We start from the raw sequence: 17,940 nt of genomic DNA on the forward strand, positions 1-17,940 counted from the left end.
GCTGATACACCCGCGCGGGCCGCCCCTGTTCATCGAAGAACACCTGCCCCAACCCCGCGCCATTCCACAACCGTTCGCCAGCCTTGCTATGGCTGGGCGTACGCGGCACTACCTCCATTTCCCGCCGCTTGGTAAACCAGTTGAGCGGCGAGCGCGGTGCATACAGCCAGCGGTTGAGCCGGTCGAGCACATCCAGCAGGCGCCGCGGGAATTCGTTCTTGATCCCGCTGCTGGTCACCTGCCACAAGTGCGGGCTGCGCTGGCGGTGGCGAATCAGCACTTCATAGACGAACGAGTAATGCACGTCGCCGGACAGCACCACGTAGTGCCCCGGCGTGCGCGAGTGGCGGAAGATGTTGAGGATGACCTGTGCTGCACCGCGATGAGCCATCCAGTTTTCGGCATCCACCAGCAAAGGGTAACCCAGCCAGCTGAACAGCTTCTGCACTGTCTCGATCAACTTCACGCCAAAAATCGGCGCAGGCGACACGATGATCGCCGACGGGTGGTCCAGCAATGCTTGCTGCAGCTCGCTCAGCGCCTCCCAGTCCAGCAGGCCGGACGGCTTTGCCAGGCTGCTTTCGCTGCGCCAGCGGCGGGTGCGGGTGTCCAGCACCAGCAAGGGTGGGTTGGTGGGCAGGCTGAACTGCCAGCCCTGGAAGCGCAGCAGCGCGCCGATCAGCTCATCCTGGGTCTGGTTGTTCAACGCCTGGCATTGCTCGACCAGGGGCTTGCAGCCCTGCGGGTCGTTACCCCAGGCCTGGCACAGCAGGTAGCCGAGCAGGGCATTGCCGATGATCCGCCGCGAGAAGGGGTGGCCGTAGGCGGTTTCTTCCCACAGCGCCGAGAGGTTCCAGTCGTCGGTGATGTCGTGGTCGTCGAAGATCATCAGGCACGGCAGGTGGGCCATCACTCGCGCTACCTGGCCAAGGTTGTCGGCAAACGCCTGGATCAGCGGCAGTTCCTGGAGGTAACGGGCCTGGCGCGGGGCGGTAAGCCCATCGGGCATGTCCAGGTTCACCAGCTGCCAGGGCACTGGTGACCACACCAGCAGGTACATGGCCATGACCTCGGCGAAGGTCACCAGGTGGTTGTCGGCGTTGCTGGACGAGAAGATCGGCTTGCGCTTGCCGCCGAAAAAGCGCTCGCGCAGGGTTTCGTTGCGTTCCTGCGCCGGCAGCAGGTCGGCGCGGTGGTAATAGCAGGCCGGGTGCTGGTAGAGCGCCTGGCTGTCGGGCACCACCGCGCCCTCCAGTTGCTCGTCGAACAGGCCCAGGCGCGCAATCAGGCTGTGGATGGCGCGCAGCATCGGGCCGGCGACGTCGTCGGCATAGACCTGGTCGCCGGTCATTAGCAGCACGGCGGGGCGGTCCGCGGGGCTTTCGCAGGCCTGCAGCAGGCGGTCGGCGCAGAGCAGGCCATCGGCGGCCGGAAAGTGCGGCTTGCGGCAGGAACCGTGCAGCAGGTGGTCGAGCCGATCGCGCAGCACCAGGCTTGGGCGCTGGGCGCCGGAGTAGAGAAGGTGCGGCGCCCAGCCGGCGATGCCCTGGCCGTTGATGAGCAGGTCATAGTCGAGCAGCTGGTTGCAGGGCAGGGGGTGGGTGAAGTAGATGTCCAGCAGGTGGATGAAGGCGTGCTGGCCCACCGTGACTACCTGGCAATCGACCCGGGCCTCGCTTGCCGGAAAGATGAATTCGGGTTGCAGTGGTTGCGTGGCGACCAGCCAGATGGCCAGGCGCTGGGGCTCCAGGCGGCGCAGTACTGGGCCAGCGAGTACAAGGGGCAATGAGGTAGAGGTGGTCATCGACAGCTCAGGTGGCTTCTCGGGCCTATTCGCGGGTAAACCCGCTCCCACAGGTACAGCGCCAACTTCTGGCCTGTGGGGGTTCCTGTGGGAGCGGGTTTACCCGCGAAGAGGCTCTGGAATTCAATACAAATCTAAGGCCAGGTAAACAAAACGGGCGGAAAATGCTGAACACTTCCCGCCCGTCAGGCAATCTCGAAATGTGTCAGGCCTTTTCAGCCATCAACTTCTCCAGCTTCTCCTGGTCGCGCGCGAACTGGCGAATGCCTTCGGCCAGCTTCTCGGTACCCATGGCATCTTCGTTCATGGCCCAGCGGAACTGGCTTTCGTTCAGTTGTTGCTTGGGCTCGCCGGCATTGCCCGGCTTCAGCACTTGCGGCAGGTCGCCCTGATCATCGCTGAGCTGCTGCAGCAGCTCTGGGCTGATGGTCAGGCGGTCGCAGCCGGCCAGCTGTTCGATCTGGCCGATATTGCGGAAGCTGGCACCCATCACCACAGTGTTGTAGCCGTTGGCCTTGTAGTAGTTGTAGATGCGAGTGACCGACTGCACGCCCGGGTCTTCAGCGCCCACGTATTCCTTGCCGGTGCTCTTCTTGTACCAGTCGTAGATACGGCCAACGAACGGCGAAATCAGGAACACCCCCGCATCGGCGCAAGCCTGGGCCTGGGCGAAGGAGAACAGCAGGGTGAGGTTGGTCTGGATGCCTTCCTTCTCCAGCTTCTCGGCGGCGCGGATGCCTTCCCAGGTGGAGGCCAGCTTGATCAGCACGCGTTCGCGGCCAACACCGGCGGCTTCGTACAGCTCGATCAGCTTGCGCGCCTTGGCCAGCAGGGCGGGTTCGTCGAACGACAGGCGGGCATCCACCTCGGTGGAGATACGCCCCGGGATGACCTTGAGAATGCCCGAACCCACGGCCACCGCGAACTTGTCGCAGGCCAGGTCGACATTACCCTTGGCATCGGCCTTTACCTGCTTGAGCAGCTCGGCGTAACCCGGGATGGCCGCAGCCTTGAGCAGCAGCGACGGGTTGGTGGTGGCATCGACCGGTTTCAGGCGGGTGATGGCGTCCAGATCCCCGGTGTCGGCGACCACGGTGGTGAACTGCTTGAGTTGTTCCAGCTTGGAGGTCATGGGCGTGCTCTGTCCTGTGCAATGACTCGACATTACCCGAGCCCCGACGGCCACTCAAGGGCCCGCGAAGCGCGGTGCGAAAGGTGAAGCTTCGAGTCGCAAGCGGCCCCGAGGTTCCGCATCTGATTGCAAGGGCCACTGTGGATACAACCGGCTTACACAAAGTCCGGAAGTTTGCGCGATCCCGGTGGGAGTGGGTTTACCCGCGAACACCGGCGAAGCCGGTGCCATGCACCGCGTTGCCTTCTTCGCGGGTAAACCCGCTCCCACAGAATCTGCATATGTCTGAACCCCGGCAGCATGCTGCGGGAGGGCTGGCTTGCCGGCGAGTACGCCCGCCTGCTGAATCACCGCCCCTGCAACAATTCCACCGCCTGGTCGAACACCGCCAACGGCTCTGCCGCCTTGTGAATATCCGCCGACAGCAGCTGGCGGAAGCGCCGCGCGCCTTTGAACCCTTGCGCCAGCCCCAGAATATGCCGGGTAACGTGATGCATCGCGCCACCACTTTCCATGTGCGCGACAATATAAGGCCGCAACTGCGCCAGCGCCTCGCTGCGGCTGACCACCGCTGCCTCGCTGCCGAACAACTGCTGGTCCACCTCGGCCAGCAGGTAAGGGTTGTGGTACGCCTCACGTCCCAGCATCACCCCATCGAAGGTTTCAAGGTGTGCCTGGCACTCGGCCAGGGTCTTGATCCCCCCGTTGAGCACGATCTCCAGGTCCGGGAAGTCCGCCTTCAACTGCGCTGCCACGTCATAGCGCAGCGGCGGAATCTCACGGTTCTCTTTCGGCGAGAGCCCTTCCAGGATCGCGATGCGCGCGTGCACGGTAAAGCTCCGGCAGCCTGCCTCGCGCACCTGGCCGACGAAGTCGCACAGCTCGGCGTAGCTGTCGCGGCCATTGATGCCGATGCGGTGCTTGACCGTCACCGGGGTCGACACCGCATCGCGCATGGCTTTCACGCAGTCGGCCACCAGCGTCGGGTGGGCCATCAGGCAGGCACCGATCATGTTGTTCTGCACCCGGTCACTCGGGCAGCCGACGTTGAGGTTGACCTCGTCGTAGCCAGCCTCCTCGGCCAGGCGGGCGCAGGCGGCCAGGTCGGCCGGCACACTGCCGCCCAGTTGCAGGGCCAGCGGGTGCTCGGAGGCGTCGTGGCGCAGGAAACGGTGGGCGTCGTTGTGCAGCAGGGCACCGGTGGTGACCATTTCGGTGTAGAGCAAGGTGTTTTTGGAAAGCAGGCGCAGGAAGAACCGGCAATGGCGGTCTGTCCAGTCCATCATAGGCGCAACGCTGAAGCGACGGGAAGGCTCAGAGCGCGTGGTTGCTGGGTTAGAGCCTGTGTTTGTGGTCATATCGTTCAACGTGTCTTGTACCAAATTCAGCAGTTTCGAGGGTGTTTGCAGCAAACCGAGAAGCTCGACGTAGCAAAAGTCGGCGGCAGGAGATCGGTGATTGCCAGGGCAGGCGGCTAGTTTACCAAGAGAGCTGGCTATCCGTCTGGACTCGATCCATGCGCAGCCCAGCAGCCTTCTACCCAGATTAGCCACCAGCCAACCTACTTGAGCGGCACGTAGATATCCGTTTGCCAGTGCTCCAGCGGCGTTTCCGGATACACGCTCAAATAGTGAAAGAACAGCGGATGATCCCGCAGTTCCTCATTGCTCGAAGGCAACCAGTCCCGATAAAGCGGATAAATGGTTTCGCCAATGTAGTCAGGCGACCCGGTATGCCGGATCACGGCGCAGCGGCCCGCTGGGATGACGCGTTCGTGCACGCCGAAATCATTGGGCTGCACAGCTTCGTCTATCTCGCCACACACGGCGAAGCGAAAGGCGTGCGCCGGGGTGGTGTCCGGGTTGTCGTAGGGGATGCCGAAGGTTCGGCTGCTGGCCACCGGTGACTGGCTGCTCTGAATGCGCCATTGGCGAAAACGCGCAACGCTTTCACTGACCAGGCCGGGCGCCCCTTGGTGTTCGAGCGCGGCCACATGGGTTTCGGCGAAATCCACGATGCGGATCTGCATGGTGATACTCCTTGAAAGGTGAGGAACAACGAAAACCGCACTCCAGGCCTGCCAGTTCGGGGCCTTGGCGAATACGCTCGGCGCCATGCCAAACGCACGCTTGAAAGCCCTGGAAAAGGCTTCGGGGCTTTCGAAGCCGGCGCCGAAAGCTGCTTCCAGTACGGAGATGGCCGGCGAGGCGACCAGTTGATGCGCCGCGCGTCGCAGCCTCATCAGTTGCACATACCGTGATACCGGAATGCCGATGTATGCCGTGAATTGCCGATGAAAGTGAAAGGCCGAGAAATTGGCGATGCGGCTCAGGGCATTTACCGACAGGTCCCCTTCGAGGTGGCTGTCGATATAGGCAAGCACGGCTTCGAACCGTTTTGCGTAGGTTGGGTTGTGCTGTGAGTCAGTCAACGAACGGAATCTCCGGAAGGTGCGGTGAGCGCTAGCATCCGTTGTTCAGACATGGAGGTGCCTAGCCGTGATTGCTCTATCAAGGATTGTCTTGATCGTGCTGTGGATGGCTTGGCGTTGCCAATGTGTGCAGGTGAGGGCAGTACCAGGGGGCAGCAAAATCGACATGAACGTGTTTCTGCTTCTTGGGCAGGAACGGGGTATCAAGTGTGCCCAGTGCTATCGAAACCCAGTCGGCAAAGTCGCCTTGGGAACGTGACCAGAACAAAGTCGAGCCGCACTCGGCGCAAAACTCGCGCACTACCGTCGGCGAAGAGGCAAAGGCTTTGATGCTGCAGGTGCCGCGGAGGATTCGCAGCCTGCTGCGTGGAACGCTGCCATAGGAGGCGAAGGCTGCCCCGTGGCTTTTGCGGCACTGGCTGCAATGGCAATGACTGACTGCCTTGGGAGGGGTCAGTAGCAGGTAACTGACCGCTGCGCACAAGCAGCTTCCTTCGTATGTTTCGATCACTGGCGCTTCCGTGCAGGTGGAAAGCGCCAGCGTAACTGCCCTCGCATGATCAGTCGACTGGGGGCAGCGGGTAGTTCACCCCTCGGACCTTGTCTGCAAGGTGGTACTGCCTGTGTCGGTCGAGGGTACGGGGCGCTTGCATAAAACCGCTTGAGTAAATAAAACTGATTTACAATTGCACCCCCCGTTTTTTGCCGAGGCTGACGTTTCGTGGATGCCCTGCCGCTTTTCTCTGAGCACCTGACCGATTGGGTGATCACGCCCGTTACCGAGCAGTTTCTCGGCATTTTCAATATGAACGGCCGTTTCGGGGTCTTGTTTCTTTGCATCTCCTATGGCGCAGCCTACGGCCTGTTCCGTTTCAGGAAGCGGCGCGGCCTGAGCGACGCCCAGTCGTTCTGGCAATTCATCGGCGGCGCCCGGGTACATCTGCATCCCTCGGCGCTGCTGGACTACCGCTACTACTTCGTGCGGGCCATCCTCAAGATTGCGCTGGTGCTGCCCGTCGTCCAACTGGTCGACCCCTACATCCTGCGCTCCGGCGATTACCTGGCCTTTTTCAACAACCTCTGGGGCGCGCGCCCGCGCCTGGGCGAAAACCTCGCACTGTCCTTGCTCTACGGGTTGGGGGTGTTCCTGCTCAAGGACTTCATCCATTACTGGGCGCACCGGGCCTTTCACTCCCGCTGGCTCTGGGCCTTTCACAAGGTCCACCATTCGGCGCCCGTGCTGGTACCGGCGACGGCGAGCCGGGTGCATTTCGTGGAAAAGATCGTCGAGAAACTGAGCACCGGCATTTGCATCGGCCTCTACGCCGGATGCTTCTGGTACCTCTGCGGCGGTGAAGTCAGCCGCTACACCCTGTTCGGCGTGACCTACCTGGTATTCATCTTCAACAGCCTGGCGGCCAACCTGCGGCACAGCCATGTCTGGCTGTCTTTCGGCCCGCAACTGGAACATGTGTTCAACAGCCCGGCCCAGCACCAGATCCATCACAGCGACGCCCCGCGCCATTTCAACCGTAACTTCGGCACCAACCTGTCCCTCTGGGACTGGATGTTCGGCACGCTCTATGTCACTACACCAACGCCCGAAAACATCCGCTTCGGCACCAGCGAGCAGGACCACCAGCGTTACCTGACGGTCTATAGCCTGATCGTCACGCCCTTTGTCGAAACCGGCCGCAAGGTCCTGGTGAAGTGCCAGCGCAAGGCTGTGCTCGGCGCGTCCGGCAGGGCGGGTCGTTAGCTGATCCCGTGTTTGTTGCGAACGACTGACCGCTCAGGCGGGGAACTGGGCTATCCAGTGCCTGGCAATCTCTTCGCGCCGGCAGACCCACACCCCGTCGTGGCCCTGCACGTAATCGAGAAAGCGCGCCAGCGCCATCGCACGACCAGGATGGCCACTGATCCGCCCATGCAGGCCCACGCTCATCATCTTCGGGTGGTGCGCGCCCTTCCGATGCGGCCGACTTTTCGGTTTGGCAGGTGATCAGAAGTCGTAGAGCTGGGTGGGGTTGTCGCGCAAGATCAGGGCCTGGGTTTGCTCCTTTGGTGCCCAGCGCATCAGCAGGTCAAGGACCTGCGCATCGTCGGGTTTCTGCTCGGCGGCAAGCGTCGGGTGCGGCCAGTCGCTACCCCATAGCATGCGATCAGGGCGATGGCTGACCAGTGCAGTGGCGACTCGGCCGACGTCCTCGAACAGCGGTGCTCCGATTTTCGAGCGAAGATAAGGTGCCGACAGCTTGATCCATGCCCGGTCGGTGTCCAGCAGCCGCACCAGTGCGGCGAAAGCTGGCGACTTCAGCGCTTCTGGCTGTGGTACATGGCCCATGTGGTCGATAACGATCTTGCCTGGCAAGGCCAGCAAGCGCGGGGCAACCTCGGGCAGCAGCGGCCCGGTAGCGACCTGTACGTTCCAGCCCAGTTCGCCGACCCGCGCGGCCAGGCTTTCCAGCCCATCGAGCGCCTGGCTGCCGACGCTCAGGTTGAAGCGGATACCACGCACTCCTGCCTGGTGCAGTTCGGCAAGTTCTGCGTCGGTAATCCCATTGGACACAACCGCCACACCCCGGGCATCGCCTCGGCTGCGCAACAAGCCATCGAGCATCACCCGGTTATCGGTGCCGTAGGTCGATGGCGTGACGATGACCATGCGGCGGATGCCCAGGCGCTGCTGCAGTTTGCGATAATCCTCCAGCGAGGCATCCGCCGGCAGCAGGGTAGCGCCGGGTGCGGCCGGGATACGGCTGTCGTAGAGGTGCATGTGGCAGTCGATGCTGCCTGCGGGCGGCGTCAGGCGCGGGTGCGCATCGCCCTTGCTGAAGGGCACGTCGGCCATGGCGCCCATGGAGGCGACAGCACCCAGTGCACCGGTGGCCTGCAAGAATTGACGACGAGACAATGTCATGGATATTCCTCGTTTCTTGTTGTTGTGAAATGACGATGCCCACGTTCCTGAGGCAGGAAAGTGGGCATCGAAGTACGGCTTTTGCGGCTTATTTCGCGCTGAGGGCGCTGGCTGCCTCAGCTTGCTCGCGCTGGCGCTTGCGGCCGATCACCAGTACCGCGACCCCGGCCACGGTGCACAGCGCGGCCAACGGCATCAGCGCCAGGGAGTAGCTGCCGGTGGCATCGTGAATGGCGCCGTAGGCATTGACCATGATGCCTCCGCCAATCAGGTTGGCCATGGCGCCCACGGCTGCCAGCCCCGCAGCAGCAGTCGAGGAAGACAGCCAACCCGACACCAGCGCCCAGAACGGCCCTTTCATCGAGTAGGCGCCCACCAGGACCATGGTCAGCATCATCACCGTTGCCGGCAGGGACGAGGTGAACAAGGTCATCAACAGGCCCGCCGCGATCAGCAGCATGGTCATCGCCGTGTGCCAGCGACGCTCGCCGCTGCGGTCGGAGCTGCGACCCCAGATGATCATCAGCACAGAGGCAACACCGTAAGGGATGGCATTCACCAGGCCGATTTCCATCGAGCTCAGGCCGAATGTCTTCAGCAGTTGCGGGGCCCACACGCTCATGGTGCTGCCTGCAGCTGAAGCGCCCGAGTAGATCAGGGCCAGCACCCAGATGTCTTTGTGGCGCAGCAGCTTCCACAGCGAAATATGGCCGATGGCGGTCTTTTTCGAGGCTTCATCAGCCAGGCGCTTGGTGAGCCAGCCGCGCTGCTCGTCATTCAGCCACTTGGCCTGCTCGGGGCGGTCGGTAAGCACGAACAGGCAGGCGATGCCCAGCAGTACGGCAGGAATGCCTTCGAGAATGAACAGCCAGTGCCAGCCACGCATGCCCATCCAGCCATCCAGGTTCAGCAGCAGGCCCGACAGTGGCGAACCGATGAAGTTGGCGGCAGGGATCGCCACCATGAACAGCGCCACCATGCGCGCGCGGTAGGCAGACGGCAGCCAGTAGGTGAGGTACAGCAGCACGCCCGGGAAGAAACCGGCCTCGGCAGCACCCAGCAGAAAGCGCATCACGTACAGTGAATTGGCACCCTGAACGAACGCCGTGCCTGCCGAGATCAGGCCCCAGGTGATCATGATGCGGGCTATCCAGATGCGTGCCCCGTAGCGTTGCATGGCCAGGTTGCTGGGCACTTCGACCAGGAAGTAGGCAAAGAAGAACAGGCTGCTGGCGAAGCCGAACACCTTGGCCGTGAGCTGCAGGTCCTCGTTCATCTGCAGGGAAGCCATGCCGATGTTGCCGCGATCGATGATCGCGATCAGGTAGCAGACGATCAGAAAGGGCAGCAGTCGCCAGGCGATGCGGCGCATGGTGCTGCGTTCGAGTTCATCCGGCAGCGATGTTGCTGAAGTCATGGTGCTCTCCAATTGTTTTTTTTCTGGAGTGACGCGTGTGAACGTGCCCCGCTCACGAGAGGCACGCGAGGGGTGCGATCAGCTGGCGAAGAGGTGGCGGTTGACCACGCAACGCGGATCCAGAGCATTGCCCGCCCATACATCGAGAACCTGCTTCAGCGCTACCAGGCCTACCCGTTCGCGGGCCTCGGTGGTGTTGGCACCGACATGCGGCGTGGCGACCAGTGTCGGCAGGCCCCACAGCGGGCTGTCGGCAGGCGGCGGCTCGGGGCTGAAGGTATCCAGGCCGGCACCGGCGATGCGGCGTTCGCTGAGCGCTTTTACCAGGGCGTTGGTGTCGATCAGCTCACCACGGGCAGTGTTGATCAGGATGGCGCCAGGGCGCATGCGCTCGAACTGGGCAGCGCCAATCAGGTTGTGGTTGGTCTCGGTCAGCGGGCAGTGCAGGCTGATGATATCGCTTTCAGCCAGCAGGCGATCGAAATCCTCTTCGCGCTCGACGTGCGGGCGCTCCGGCAGTTGCTTGAGGTAGGGGTCGAACACCTTGACCTTCATGCGCAGTGGCGCCACCAGGTCCATGAGGATGCTGCCGATCGAGCCCAGACCGATAAGCCCCAGGGTTTTGCCCGACAGCTCCATGCCGTTGGCCGAGGATTTGTCCCAATGCCCGTCACGCATGCGCGCATCCAGCAGCGCGGTTTGACGTGCCACGCTGAACATCAACGCGAAGGCCAGCTCGGCCACCGATTGGGCATTGGCGCCCAGGGCGATCGATACCGGGATGCTGCGGTCGGCGGCGGCCTGCAGATCGATGGTGTTGTAGCCCACGCCGTGCTTGGCGATCACTTTCAGGTTGGCTGAAGCGTCGATCATGGCGCGGGTCAGTTTGCCCTGGCGGACCACGATGGCATCGGGCTGTTCAGCGCGAATGATCGCTTCCAGTTCTTCGGCGGGCAGGTAGGGCGTAGTGGGGACGATTCTGACGCCCTGTTCGGCGGCAAGGTTCATGGCCTCGGCAGCAAGCTCAGGGCCGGTCAGCAGAATGGTACGGGACATCGGGGATACCTTGTTCTTGTCTGGGAGCGGTTCGGGCGCAGTCTGCCGCTCATGTGCGGCAATGGGGTAAACCCTATCATAATGAAACGCTGTTGCAAGAAAATTCATGTGGTCGCCGATGCCTGGCAAAAAAAGCCGACAAAAACCAATTGCCACGACTTTAATGAAATGACATTCTAAAAAACAGATTCGGCAGCGGCCGATGACATCGAATAACACCAAGAGAGGTATGTCACATGAGCATTGGCTTCCAAGTGCTTGAGCGCGCACGTAAAGTCGGTGATGAGTGGGTTGCACGTTATCGTGAGGTTCCGGTTGCCAACGTCAGCGATTCGATGAACCGGATGACTGCAGGTGGTGCCCGCCTGCGCCCCATGCATCGCGAAGGTGTGCTGTGTGGCCCGGCCTTGACAGTCAAGGCGCGCCCAGGTGACAACCTCATGCTGCATTACGCGATCGATATCGCTCAGCCGGGCGATGTGATCGTGGTCGATGCCGGTGGCGATCTGACCAACGCCCTGATCGGTGAAATGATGGTGGCTTACGCGGTCAAGCGTGGCTTGGCCGGTATCGTCATCAACGGCGCCATTCGCGATGCAGCCAACATCGGTGCGGGTGACTTCCCGTTGTTCGCTGCTGGCGTTTCGCACCGTGGCCCATACAAGGACGGCCCGGGCGAGATCAACGTGCCGATTGCCATTGATGGTATGGTGATCGAGCCAGGCGACCTGGTGATCGGTGATGACGATGGCCTGCTGTGCGTGCCTTACGACCACGTCGCCGAGGTCTATGCTCGCGCCACCGCCAAGCACACTGCCGAAACCGCACAGATGGAACACATTGCCCAAGGCACCAACGACCGTTCCTGGGTCCTGGAGTCCTTGAAGAAGAAAGGCTGCCTGCTGCCAGGCTGATCCAGCATGCGCTGCGCACCTTGCGATGGGGTGTGCAGCGGCTGTTGGGTCGGTGTCGGTCGCGGGTTCTATTGAGGATTCGCAGACTTGTCCGATTCATCGTCACCGCATCGCAAACGTTGGCCCGCCGCTGTGCGGGCGCTCGCTCATCGCAACTTTCAGATCTATTTCGCCGGCCAGGGTGTTTCCACTCTGGGCAAGTGGGTTCAGCAGGTTGCATTGGCCTGGCTAGCCTATCATCTGACCGGTTCTGCCGTACTGCTGGGGCTGATCACCTTCCTTTCGCTCGCGCCGCAATTGCTCATCGGCCCGTTGGCAGGAGCGTGGATCGATCGGCATGACAAGCGCCGGTTGCTGATCATCGTGCAGCTTATCCTGATCGCGCAGTCGCTCGTGCTGGCGCTTGCAACCTGGCGCAACTGGATCGATGGTCCGTTCATTGCTGCCATGGCATTGCTGCTTGGCTTGCTCAATGCCTTGGAAACCCCTCTGCGCCAAGCGCTGATCGGCAGTTTTGTCGACGACCCGGCCGACCTGCCGAACGCGCTGGTGCTCAATGCCATGTTGATCAATGCCGCACGGTTCGTCGGCCCGCCATTGGCCGGTGGGCTCATTGCCCTGGCCGGCGAGGCGGCCTGCTTCGCCCTTACTGCCGTGGCTTTCATGGCCTTGCTGGGTGGCTTGCTGAAAGTGCGCGGTACTGCCGGCCCAAAGGCCAGTGGCTCAACCGCGCAAGTGTTTCGCGAAGGGTTGTTGTATCTGTGGCAAACGCGCAACGTTCGCCAGTTGCTGGTCAACGTGATCATGGTCAACTTGTTGGCATCCTGCTACGCGGCACTGCTGCCGATCCTGGCCAGGGCCGTGTTCGCTGGCGATGCGCGAGTGCTTGGATGGTTGTGGGGGGCGGCAGGCGCGGGCGCGTTCGTGGCCACGCTGGTGCTGGCGGTTGGCGGTGCATTGCCTCGCCTGCGCCAGTTCACCGATGCTGGAGCGCTGCTATGCGCGGTTGCGCTGATCGGTTTGTGGATGGCGGGTGCGCTGCCACTGGCGCTGCTGGCGCTGGGCGTTCTGGGTTTCGGCATCACCCTGAGCAATGTCAGTACCAACATGCAGCTGCAAAGTGGCGCACCCAGCCATTTGCGTGGCCGGGTGATCGCTTTCTATATTGCCATGCGCTTCGGCTTCGAAGCTTTGGGCGGCATGGCGGCGGGGCTGATCGCGGCCCGCTGGGGAGCGCCGGCGACCTTGGGGGTCGCCGGAGGGTGCCTGGTGATCGGGCTGTTGGGTCAATACGGCATGCGTCGTCGCAGCTGAGCGGTCAGATTGTCTGGCCTTGGCCGTGAGGCGTCTGCTGCTTGGCGGGGTCGCCCAGCCAAAGCATCAGGCAGGTGCCGACCAGCAGGATCGATGCAACGGCAAAGAACGGCATGCTGAAGCTATGAGTGGCGTCCTTGATCAGGCCGATCAGGAACGGGCCTGTGAAGCCGCCCAGGTTGCCGATCGAGACGATCATCGCCAGGCCGCCAGCGGCGGCACGACCAGTCAGGAAGGTCGAAGGTATCGCCCAGAACGTGGCCTGGAATGACAGGATGCTCGCCACCGCCACGCACAGGCTGGCGATCTTCAACACCGGCTGGTCAAGCAGGGCGGCGGCCACCAGGGCCACGGCGGCCAAGGCCAATGCGCTGACCACATAGGGCAGGCGGTGACGGCTACGGTTGGCCAGCCGTGCCCACATCGTCATCGCCAGTGCCCCGAGCAGGTAGGGCAGGGCGACCACCAGGCCGACCACGCCGCTATCGATGCCCAGGCCTTTGATGATCTGTGGCAGCCACATGCCTATGCCAATCGAGCCGACGATGCAGCAAAAGTTGATGGCCGCCAGGGTGAACACCTTGGGGTTGGTCAAGGCTGCGCGCAGCGTATTGCCATGAGACGCACCGATGGCCTGTTGTTCTTGGGACAGGCGCTGGTCAAGCCAGGCTTTCTCTCGCGGGTTGAGCCATTTTGCCTTGGCCGGGGTATCGACCAGCACGAAGAGGCAAGCGATGCCAAGCAGCACGGCCGGCATCGACTCGGTGACCAGCAGCAGTTGCCAGTTCTTCAGGCCCAAGACGCCGTGCTGTTCCATCAGCCAGCCGGACAGGGGCGAGCCGATGATGTTGGCCGCAGGAATGCCCAGCAGGAAGGCGGCAGTGGCTTTCGCCCGCCATTTGCCGGGGAACCAGTAGGTGAAGTACAGGTATACGCCGGGCGTGAAGCCCGCTTCGGCAAGCCCCAGCAAAAAGCGCGCAATGCTGAAACTGATAGGCCCGGTGGCGAAGGCGGTGGCCATGGAGATCAGCCCCCAGGTGATCATGATTCGCGCAATCCACACCCGTGCGCCGAAGCGCTGCATCAGCAGGTTGCTGGGGATCTCGAACATGAAGTAGCCGAAGAAGAACAGGCCGGCTGCCCAGCCGAACATCGTCGCGGTAAGGCCCAGGTCCTGGTTCATGCTGATGGCGGCGAAGCCGACATTGGTGCGGTCGAGGTAGCTGATCACGTAGCAGATGAAGATGAACGGCACCAGGCGCCACAGCACGCGGCGCATCAGGCGTTCGCCCTCGGCGTCGCTGAGCGGCGCCTGGGCAGCGGGGGTTTCGTGGGTCATGTCGTCACTCTTTTGTAGTTGTTGTGTGCCCTGACAGGGGGGCCTGGTTCAGCTGTGGGAATACATTGGCAGCCCAGGCGCAGTGGTGCGCACCTGCAGAATGCTGCCGGTTTCGGATTCGGTGATGTACAGGGTCTGCCCGTCATTGCCGCCGAAGGCCAGGTTGGTGTTGCTGATGCCTGCGCAGGAGACGATGCGCTGCAATGGCTCAGCGACTTTCGACAGCTTCCATACCGAGCCGAAACCGGTATGGGCGATGTACAGGTTGCTCTGCGCATCGAGGGCCAGGCCGTCGGGCCCGCCCAGGCCGCCGTGCAACTGGGCGAAAACGCCCACCTTGCCGATGATCGAGCCGTTGCCCAGCGGGATGCGCCAGATCTGTTGCGCGCGTGTCACTGCTACCAGCAGATGATTGAGGTGCGGGTCGTAGACGATGCCATTGGGGCTGGGGATGGTGCCAAGCAGGCAGGTCAGGTTGCCGCTGGCGTCGAGCTTGTACACGCGACCGCTGGCATCCTGCAGCCCGGTCTGGCCTTGGTCTGTGAAATACAGGTCACCGTTGGGTGCGAACACCAGGTCGTTGACGCCTTTGAAGCCTTCCGAACCAGCTGAGTCCAGCAGTGCTTCGATAGCACCGGTATCTGGGTCGAGCAGCATGATCCCGCGCTTGTAGTCGGTAATGAAGATGCGTCCGTCCTGGTGAATCTTCAGGCCGTTCGGCCAGCCATCGTACTGACACACCAGTTCCCATTCGCCCTGCGGCGAGATGCGGAAAATTCGCCCGTTGGGAATGTCGGTCACGTAAAGCCGGCCTTGACGATCGAATGATGGGCCTTCGAGGAACGAGTCGATGGCGCGGCCCTGGCGGTTGGCATTGGCCCAGGCAGTCGGGCGCGGGTCGCGGAAGCGGTCGGGCAGGCGGGTGAATACCGTGGTCTCCACGGTCGGCGGGGCAGCAAAGAAGCTCATGGGCGCTCCTGTAGGGCCGGGGACGCCTGGGCGTCCGATTGTTGTTTTGATGTATTTAATGCAATGGCGTTGCAAAATAAAACAAAATCGGACGAAGGGTGAAGCTGTTTTTGCGGAGATTTCTGATTTTAAGGGTTGTGTAGCGCTGGCTGTTGACGAGGCTACGATAATCTGCCTCCATATAAAGAAACGCCGTTTCAAAATAATAACAACGATCCTTTGGAGTCTCTTGCTTGAAATCCCTACCTTCCATCTGCCGCATTGCCTTGGCAGCAGGCGGCAGCGTCATAGGCTTGTCTGCTCAGGCCGACCTGATCGGTGACAGCCACGCGAACTTGTCGATGCGCAATTTCTACTTCAACAGCGATAACCGCGACGGCACGGCGCAGCCCTCCAGAACCGAGGAGTGGGCGCAAGGCTTTCTGCTCGACCTGCGCTCCGGTTATACCGACGGTGTGGTTGGTTTCGGCGTGGACGCCACGGCCATGCTGGGCCTTACGCTGGACAGCGGCAGAGGGCGGCATCAGGGCGGTAGCATGATTCCTTCCGATGGCGATGGCGCAGCTGACCGCTGGAGCAGCGCCGGTGCCACCGCCAAGATGAAGCTGAGCCAGACCGAGCTGCGCGTGGGGCAGCTGATGCCCAGGTTGCCGATACTGGTGGCCTCTGATGGCCGGTTGCTGCCGCAAACCTTCCAGGGCGTGCAATTGCAGTCCGGTGACATCGATAACCTCATGCTCATCGGCGGGGCGTTGAACCGCGCCAGGGGCCGGGCTTCGACCGACCTTACCGGCATGGCCGTAAACGGCGGTACTCAGGAGAGTGACCGTTTCAACTTTGTCGGTGCCGACTACCGCGCCACCAAAACGCTGCTGCTGCAGTATTACGCCGGGCAACTCGAAGACTACTATCTGCAGCAGTTCACCGGCCTCAATCACACCCTGGCGTTGACCGATGACAGCTCGTTGACCACTGACCTGCGCTATTTCCGCACCCGGGCGGACGGTGCCAACGGCAGTAGCTCAGGGCGTAGCCAGGGCTATACCGTTGGTGGATACACCAAAGGTAGCGACGGGGAAATCGACAACGACCTGTGGAGTGCGGCGTTCACCTATCGTTTGCGGGGCCACTCGCTGACCCTGGGTTATCAGCGTGTTTCCGACGATAGCAACTTCGTGCAGATCAACCAGGGGTCGATCGACAAGGGGGCTGGTGGCAGCAGCCTGTATCTGTGGACGGACAAGATGCTGCTCAGCTTCACGCGCGCTGGCGAGCGTACCGGGTTTGCCCAGTACGGCTATGACTTTACTGCCAACGGCATACCTGGGCTGAAGGCTTCGGTGATCTATTTGAAAGGCGACCACATCCAGGCAGCCGCTGGCGCCGAACAGTCGGAGTGGGAGCGAGACTTCTCGCTGGACTATGTGATCCAGGGCGGCACGTTCAAAGGGCTTGGTGTGGCCTGGCGCAACGGCAAATCGCACAGCGAGGCAGCACGCAATGGTGACCAGAACCGCCTGATCATCAACTACACCCTGCCGCTGTTCTGAGCATCGGCCAGCGCAGCGAAAGGGGCCGCATCGGCTGTAAGGTTCGCTGATTGCCAGGTCTGCCGATATTTGCCCCATACGACAGCGATCAACCTCTAGCCAGCAGGCGCAGATATATTGCCCTGCTGGCTTTTTTTACTTTGCACGCGCAGCGCATGCTACGTTGGCGGTGGCCGACCGTTGTCGGATAATGAGGTTTTTCCGCCCTTGCGTACAATCGAGGGCTTCGATCCTGTGAGGTTTTGCAAATGGTGAAAGCGCGGCCGCGTCCAGCGGTAAATGGTGTGGCATCGGCAGACCGTGTTTTGACCGTGCTGACCGCGTTTCAGATAGGCGACTCTGCGCTGAGCCTGGTTCAGCTGGTTGAACGTACCGGCCTCATCAAAAGCACGATCATGCGCTTGATGGTGTCCCTGGAAAACCATGGCTTCATCACGCGCATGGCTGACGGGCGTTATCAGCTAGCCAGTGAAGTCATGCGCTTGAACACGGTCTATCAAGAGGCACTGGACCTCGAAAGGCATGTGATGCCACGTTTGCACGATTTGGCTGAAAAGTCGGGTGAGACCGCCTCCTTCTATGTGCGCCACGGTGCATATCGGATGTGCCAGTACCGTGTTAACTCTTCCCATCGGCTTCGCCTCAATCTTCAACCCGGCGACATGCGGCCGATGGATGAAGCGGCGGGGGCTCAGGCGTTGCGCGCGCCGTATCACATCGGTATTGCATTGCAGAAACCCTACTACTCGAAGGGAGCCACCGACCCGCATGCCGCTTCAATGGCGCTGCCCATCTACGGAGCGCAGCAGGAACTGATGGGAGCTCTTGTCATTTCAGGACCAGCAAGCCGTTTGACGGAGGAATATGCTGAAAGCCTCAAGCTCATGTTCTTCGAGGCGGCACGTGATCTGATGCGAAGCCTGGGCTTCAAGCCTGCGTCATTGGAGGCCGAGTCGGTCCAGTAAGCGCGCCTCATGGGCCCGGCTTGCGGCGTCTTTGTCGAGCAGCCTGGCTGATCGAGGCGGCCAGGCACTGATTGACAAAGCCGTGCAGCTTTGAAGCCGCGCGCAGGCACTTGTAGGAGCAGCCTTGTG

15 protein-coding genes and 1 pseudogene are annotated in these 17,940 nt (G+C 61.8%); 5 read left to right on the forward strand and 11 right to left on the reverse strand.

From position 1 onward, the window contains the following. From ACK1U9_RS15260 to ACK1U9_RS15280, 5 genes are all read right to left on the reverse strand, one after another. A partial coding sequence (locus ACK1U9_RS15260; RefSeq protein WP_449109989.1) for an alkaline phosphatase D family protein occupies positions 1 to 1,804 on the reverse strand: 1,804 nt, incomplete at its 3' end. A 205-nt stretch (positions 1,805 to 2,009) separates the two neighbouring features. Then, complete coding sequence (gene tal, locus ACK1U9_RS15265) at positions 2,010 to 2,936, reverse strand: transaldolase (protein WP_046615870.1); 927 nt, start codon at positions 2,934 to 2,936, stop codon at positions 2,010 to 2,012. Positions 2,937 to 3,283: 347 nt separating this feature from the next. Then, positions 3,284 to 4,294, reverse strand: a complete 1,011-nt coding sequence (gene dusA, locus ACK1U9_RS15270) for a tRNA dihydrouridine(20/20a) synthase DusA (RefSeq protein ID WP_153671678.1) — start codon at positions 4,292 to 4,294, stop codon at positions 3,284 to 3,286. A 203-nt stretch (positions 4,295 to 4,497) separates the two neighbouring features. Beyond that, on the reverse strand, positions 4,498 to 5,367 hold the full coding sequence (locus tag ACK1U9_RS15275; RefSeq protein ID WP_153671679.1) for an AraC family transcriptional regulator: 870 nt from the start codon (positions 5,365 to 5,367) through the stop codon (positions 4,498 to 4,500). A gap of 79 nt (positions 5,368 to 5,446) precedes the next feature. Further along, entirely contained in the window at positions 5,447 to 5,878 is a 432-nt protein-coding gene (locus ACK1U9_RS15280; protein ID WP_135002574.1) for a GFA family protein, read from the reverse strand. 210 nt (positions 5,879 to 6,088) lie between these two features. Here ACK1U9_RS15280 and ACK1U9_RS15285 point away from each other — a divergent pair, with 210 nt between their 5' ends. Next, positions 6,089 to 7,126 (forward strand): sterol desaturase family protein, encoded by a 1,038-nt coding sequence (locus ACK1U9_RS15285; RefSeq protein ID WP_135002573.1) that lies wholly within the window; start codon positions 6,089 to 6,091, stop codon positions 7,124 to 7,126. A 33-nt stretch (positions 7,127 to 7,159) separates the two neighbouring features. Here ACK1U9_RS15285 and ACK1U9_RS15290 read toward each other — a convergent pair. The 4 genes and pseudogenes from ACK1U9_RS15290 to ACK1U9_RS15305 form a co-directional block, all read right to left on the reverse strand. Next, positions 7,160 to 7,339 (reverse strand): annotated as a pseudogene (locus tag ACK1U9_RS15290) (chitin deacetylase); the annotation flags it as partial. 30 nt (positions 7,340 to 7,369) lie between these two features. Beyond that, a complete protein-coding gene (locus ACK1U9_RS15295; RefSeq protein WP_046615874.1) occupies positions 7,370 to 8,287 on the reverse strand; it encodes an amidohydrolase family protein in 918 nt (305 codons plus the stop codon). Positions 8,288 to 8,375: 88 nt separating this feature from the next. Continuing rightward, positions 8,376 to 9,704, reverse strand: a complete 1,329-nt coding sequence (locus ACK1U9_RS15300; protein WP_085601661.1) for an MFS transporter — start codon at positions 9,702 to 9,704, stop codon at positions 8,376 to 8,378. A 78-nt stretch (positions 9,705 to 9,782) separates the two neighbouring features. Then, entirely contained in the window at positions 9,783 to 10,760 is a 978-nt protein-coding gene (locus ACK1U9_RS15305; protein ID WP_046615876.1) for a hydroxyacid dehydrogenase, read from the reverse strand. Positions 10,761 to 10,996: 236 nt separating this feature from the next. Between ACK1U9_RS15305 and ACK1U9_RS15310 the strand changes: the two genes are divergently transcribed. Both ACK1U9_RS15310 and ACK1U9_RS15315 read left to right on the forward strand, forming a co-directional pair. Then, the gene (locus ACK1U9_RS15310) at positions 10,997 to 11,674 is read left to right on the forward strand and encodes an RraA family protein (RefSeq protein ID WP_013971794.1); all 678 of its coding nucleotides are present in this window, start codon (positions 10,997 to 10,999) and stop codon (positions 11,672 to 11,674) included. A gap of 87 nt (positions 11,675 to 11,761) precedes the next feature. Next, positions 11,762 to 12,988 (forward strand): MFS transporter, encoded by a 1,227-nt coding sequence (locus tag ACK1U9_RS15315; RefSeq protein WP_230385100.1) that lies wholly within the window; start codon positions 11,762 to 11,764, stop codon positions 12,986 to 12,988. A gap of 4 nt (positions 12,989 to 12,992) precedes the next feature. On the opposite strand, the gene ACK1U9_RS15320 is transcribed toward ACK1U9_RS15315, so the two are convergent. Both ACK1U9_RS15320 and ACK1U9_RS15325 read right to left on the reverse strand, forming a co-directional pair. Further along, positions 12,993 to 14,327 (reverse strand): MFS transporter, encoded by a 1,335-nt coding sequence (locus tag ACK1U9_RS15320; protein WP_046615878.1) that lies wholly within the window; start codon positions 14,325 to 14,327, stop codon positions 12,993 to 12,995. A gap of 48 nt (positions 14,328 to 14,375) precedes the next feature. Beyond that, positions 14,376 to 15,296, reverse strand: a complete 921-nt coding sequence (locus tag ACK1U9_RS15325; RefSeq protein ID WP_013971797.1) for an SMP-30/gluconolactonase/LRE family protein — start codon at positions 15,294 to 15,296, stop codon at positions 14,376 to 14,378. A 233-nt stretch (positions 15,297 to 15,529) separates the two neighbouring features. Between ACK1U9_RS15325 and ACK1U9_RS15330 the strand changes: the two genes are divergently transcribed. Together ACK1U9_RS15330 and ACK1U9_RS15335 are read left to right on the forward strand one after the other, a co-directional pair. Then, the gene (locus tag ACK1U9_RS15330) at positions 15,530 to 16,846 is read left to right on the forward strand and encodes an OprD family porin (protein ID WP_108481857.1); all 1,317 of its coding nucleotides are present in this window, start codon (positions 15,530 to 15,532) and stop codon (positions 16,844 to 16,846) included. Positions 16,847 to 17,094: 248 nt separating this feature from the next. After that, on the forward strand, positions 17,095 to 17,811 hold the full coding sequence (locus ACK1U9_RS15335) for an IclR family transcriptional regulator (protein WP_080958495.1): 717 nt from the start codon (positions 17,095 to 17,097) through the stop codon (positions 17,809 to 17,811). Positions 17,812 to 17,940 lie beyond the last annotated feature (129 nt).

It is taken from the genome of Pseudomonas sp. XP1 (genome assembly GCF_053557675.1).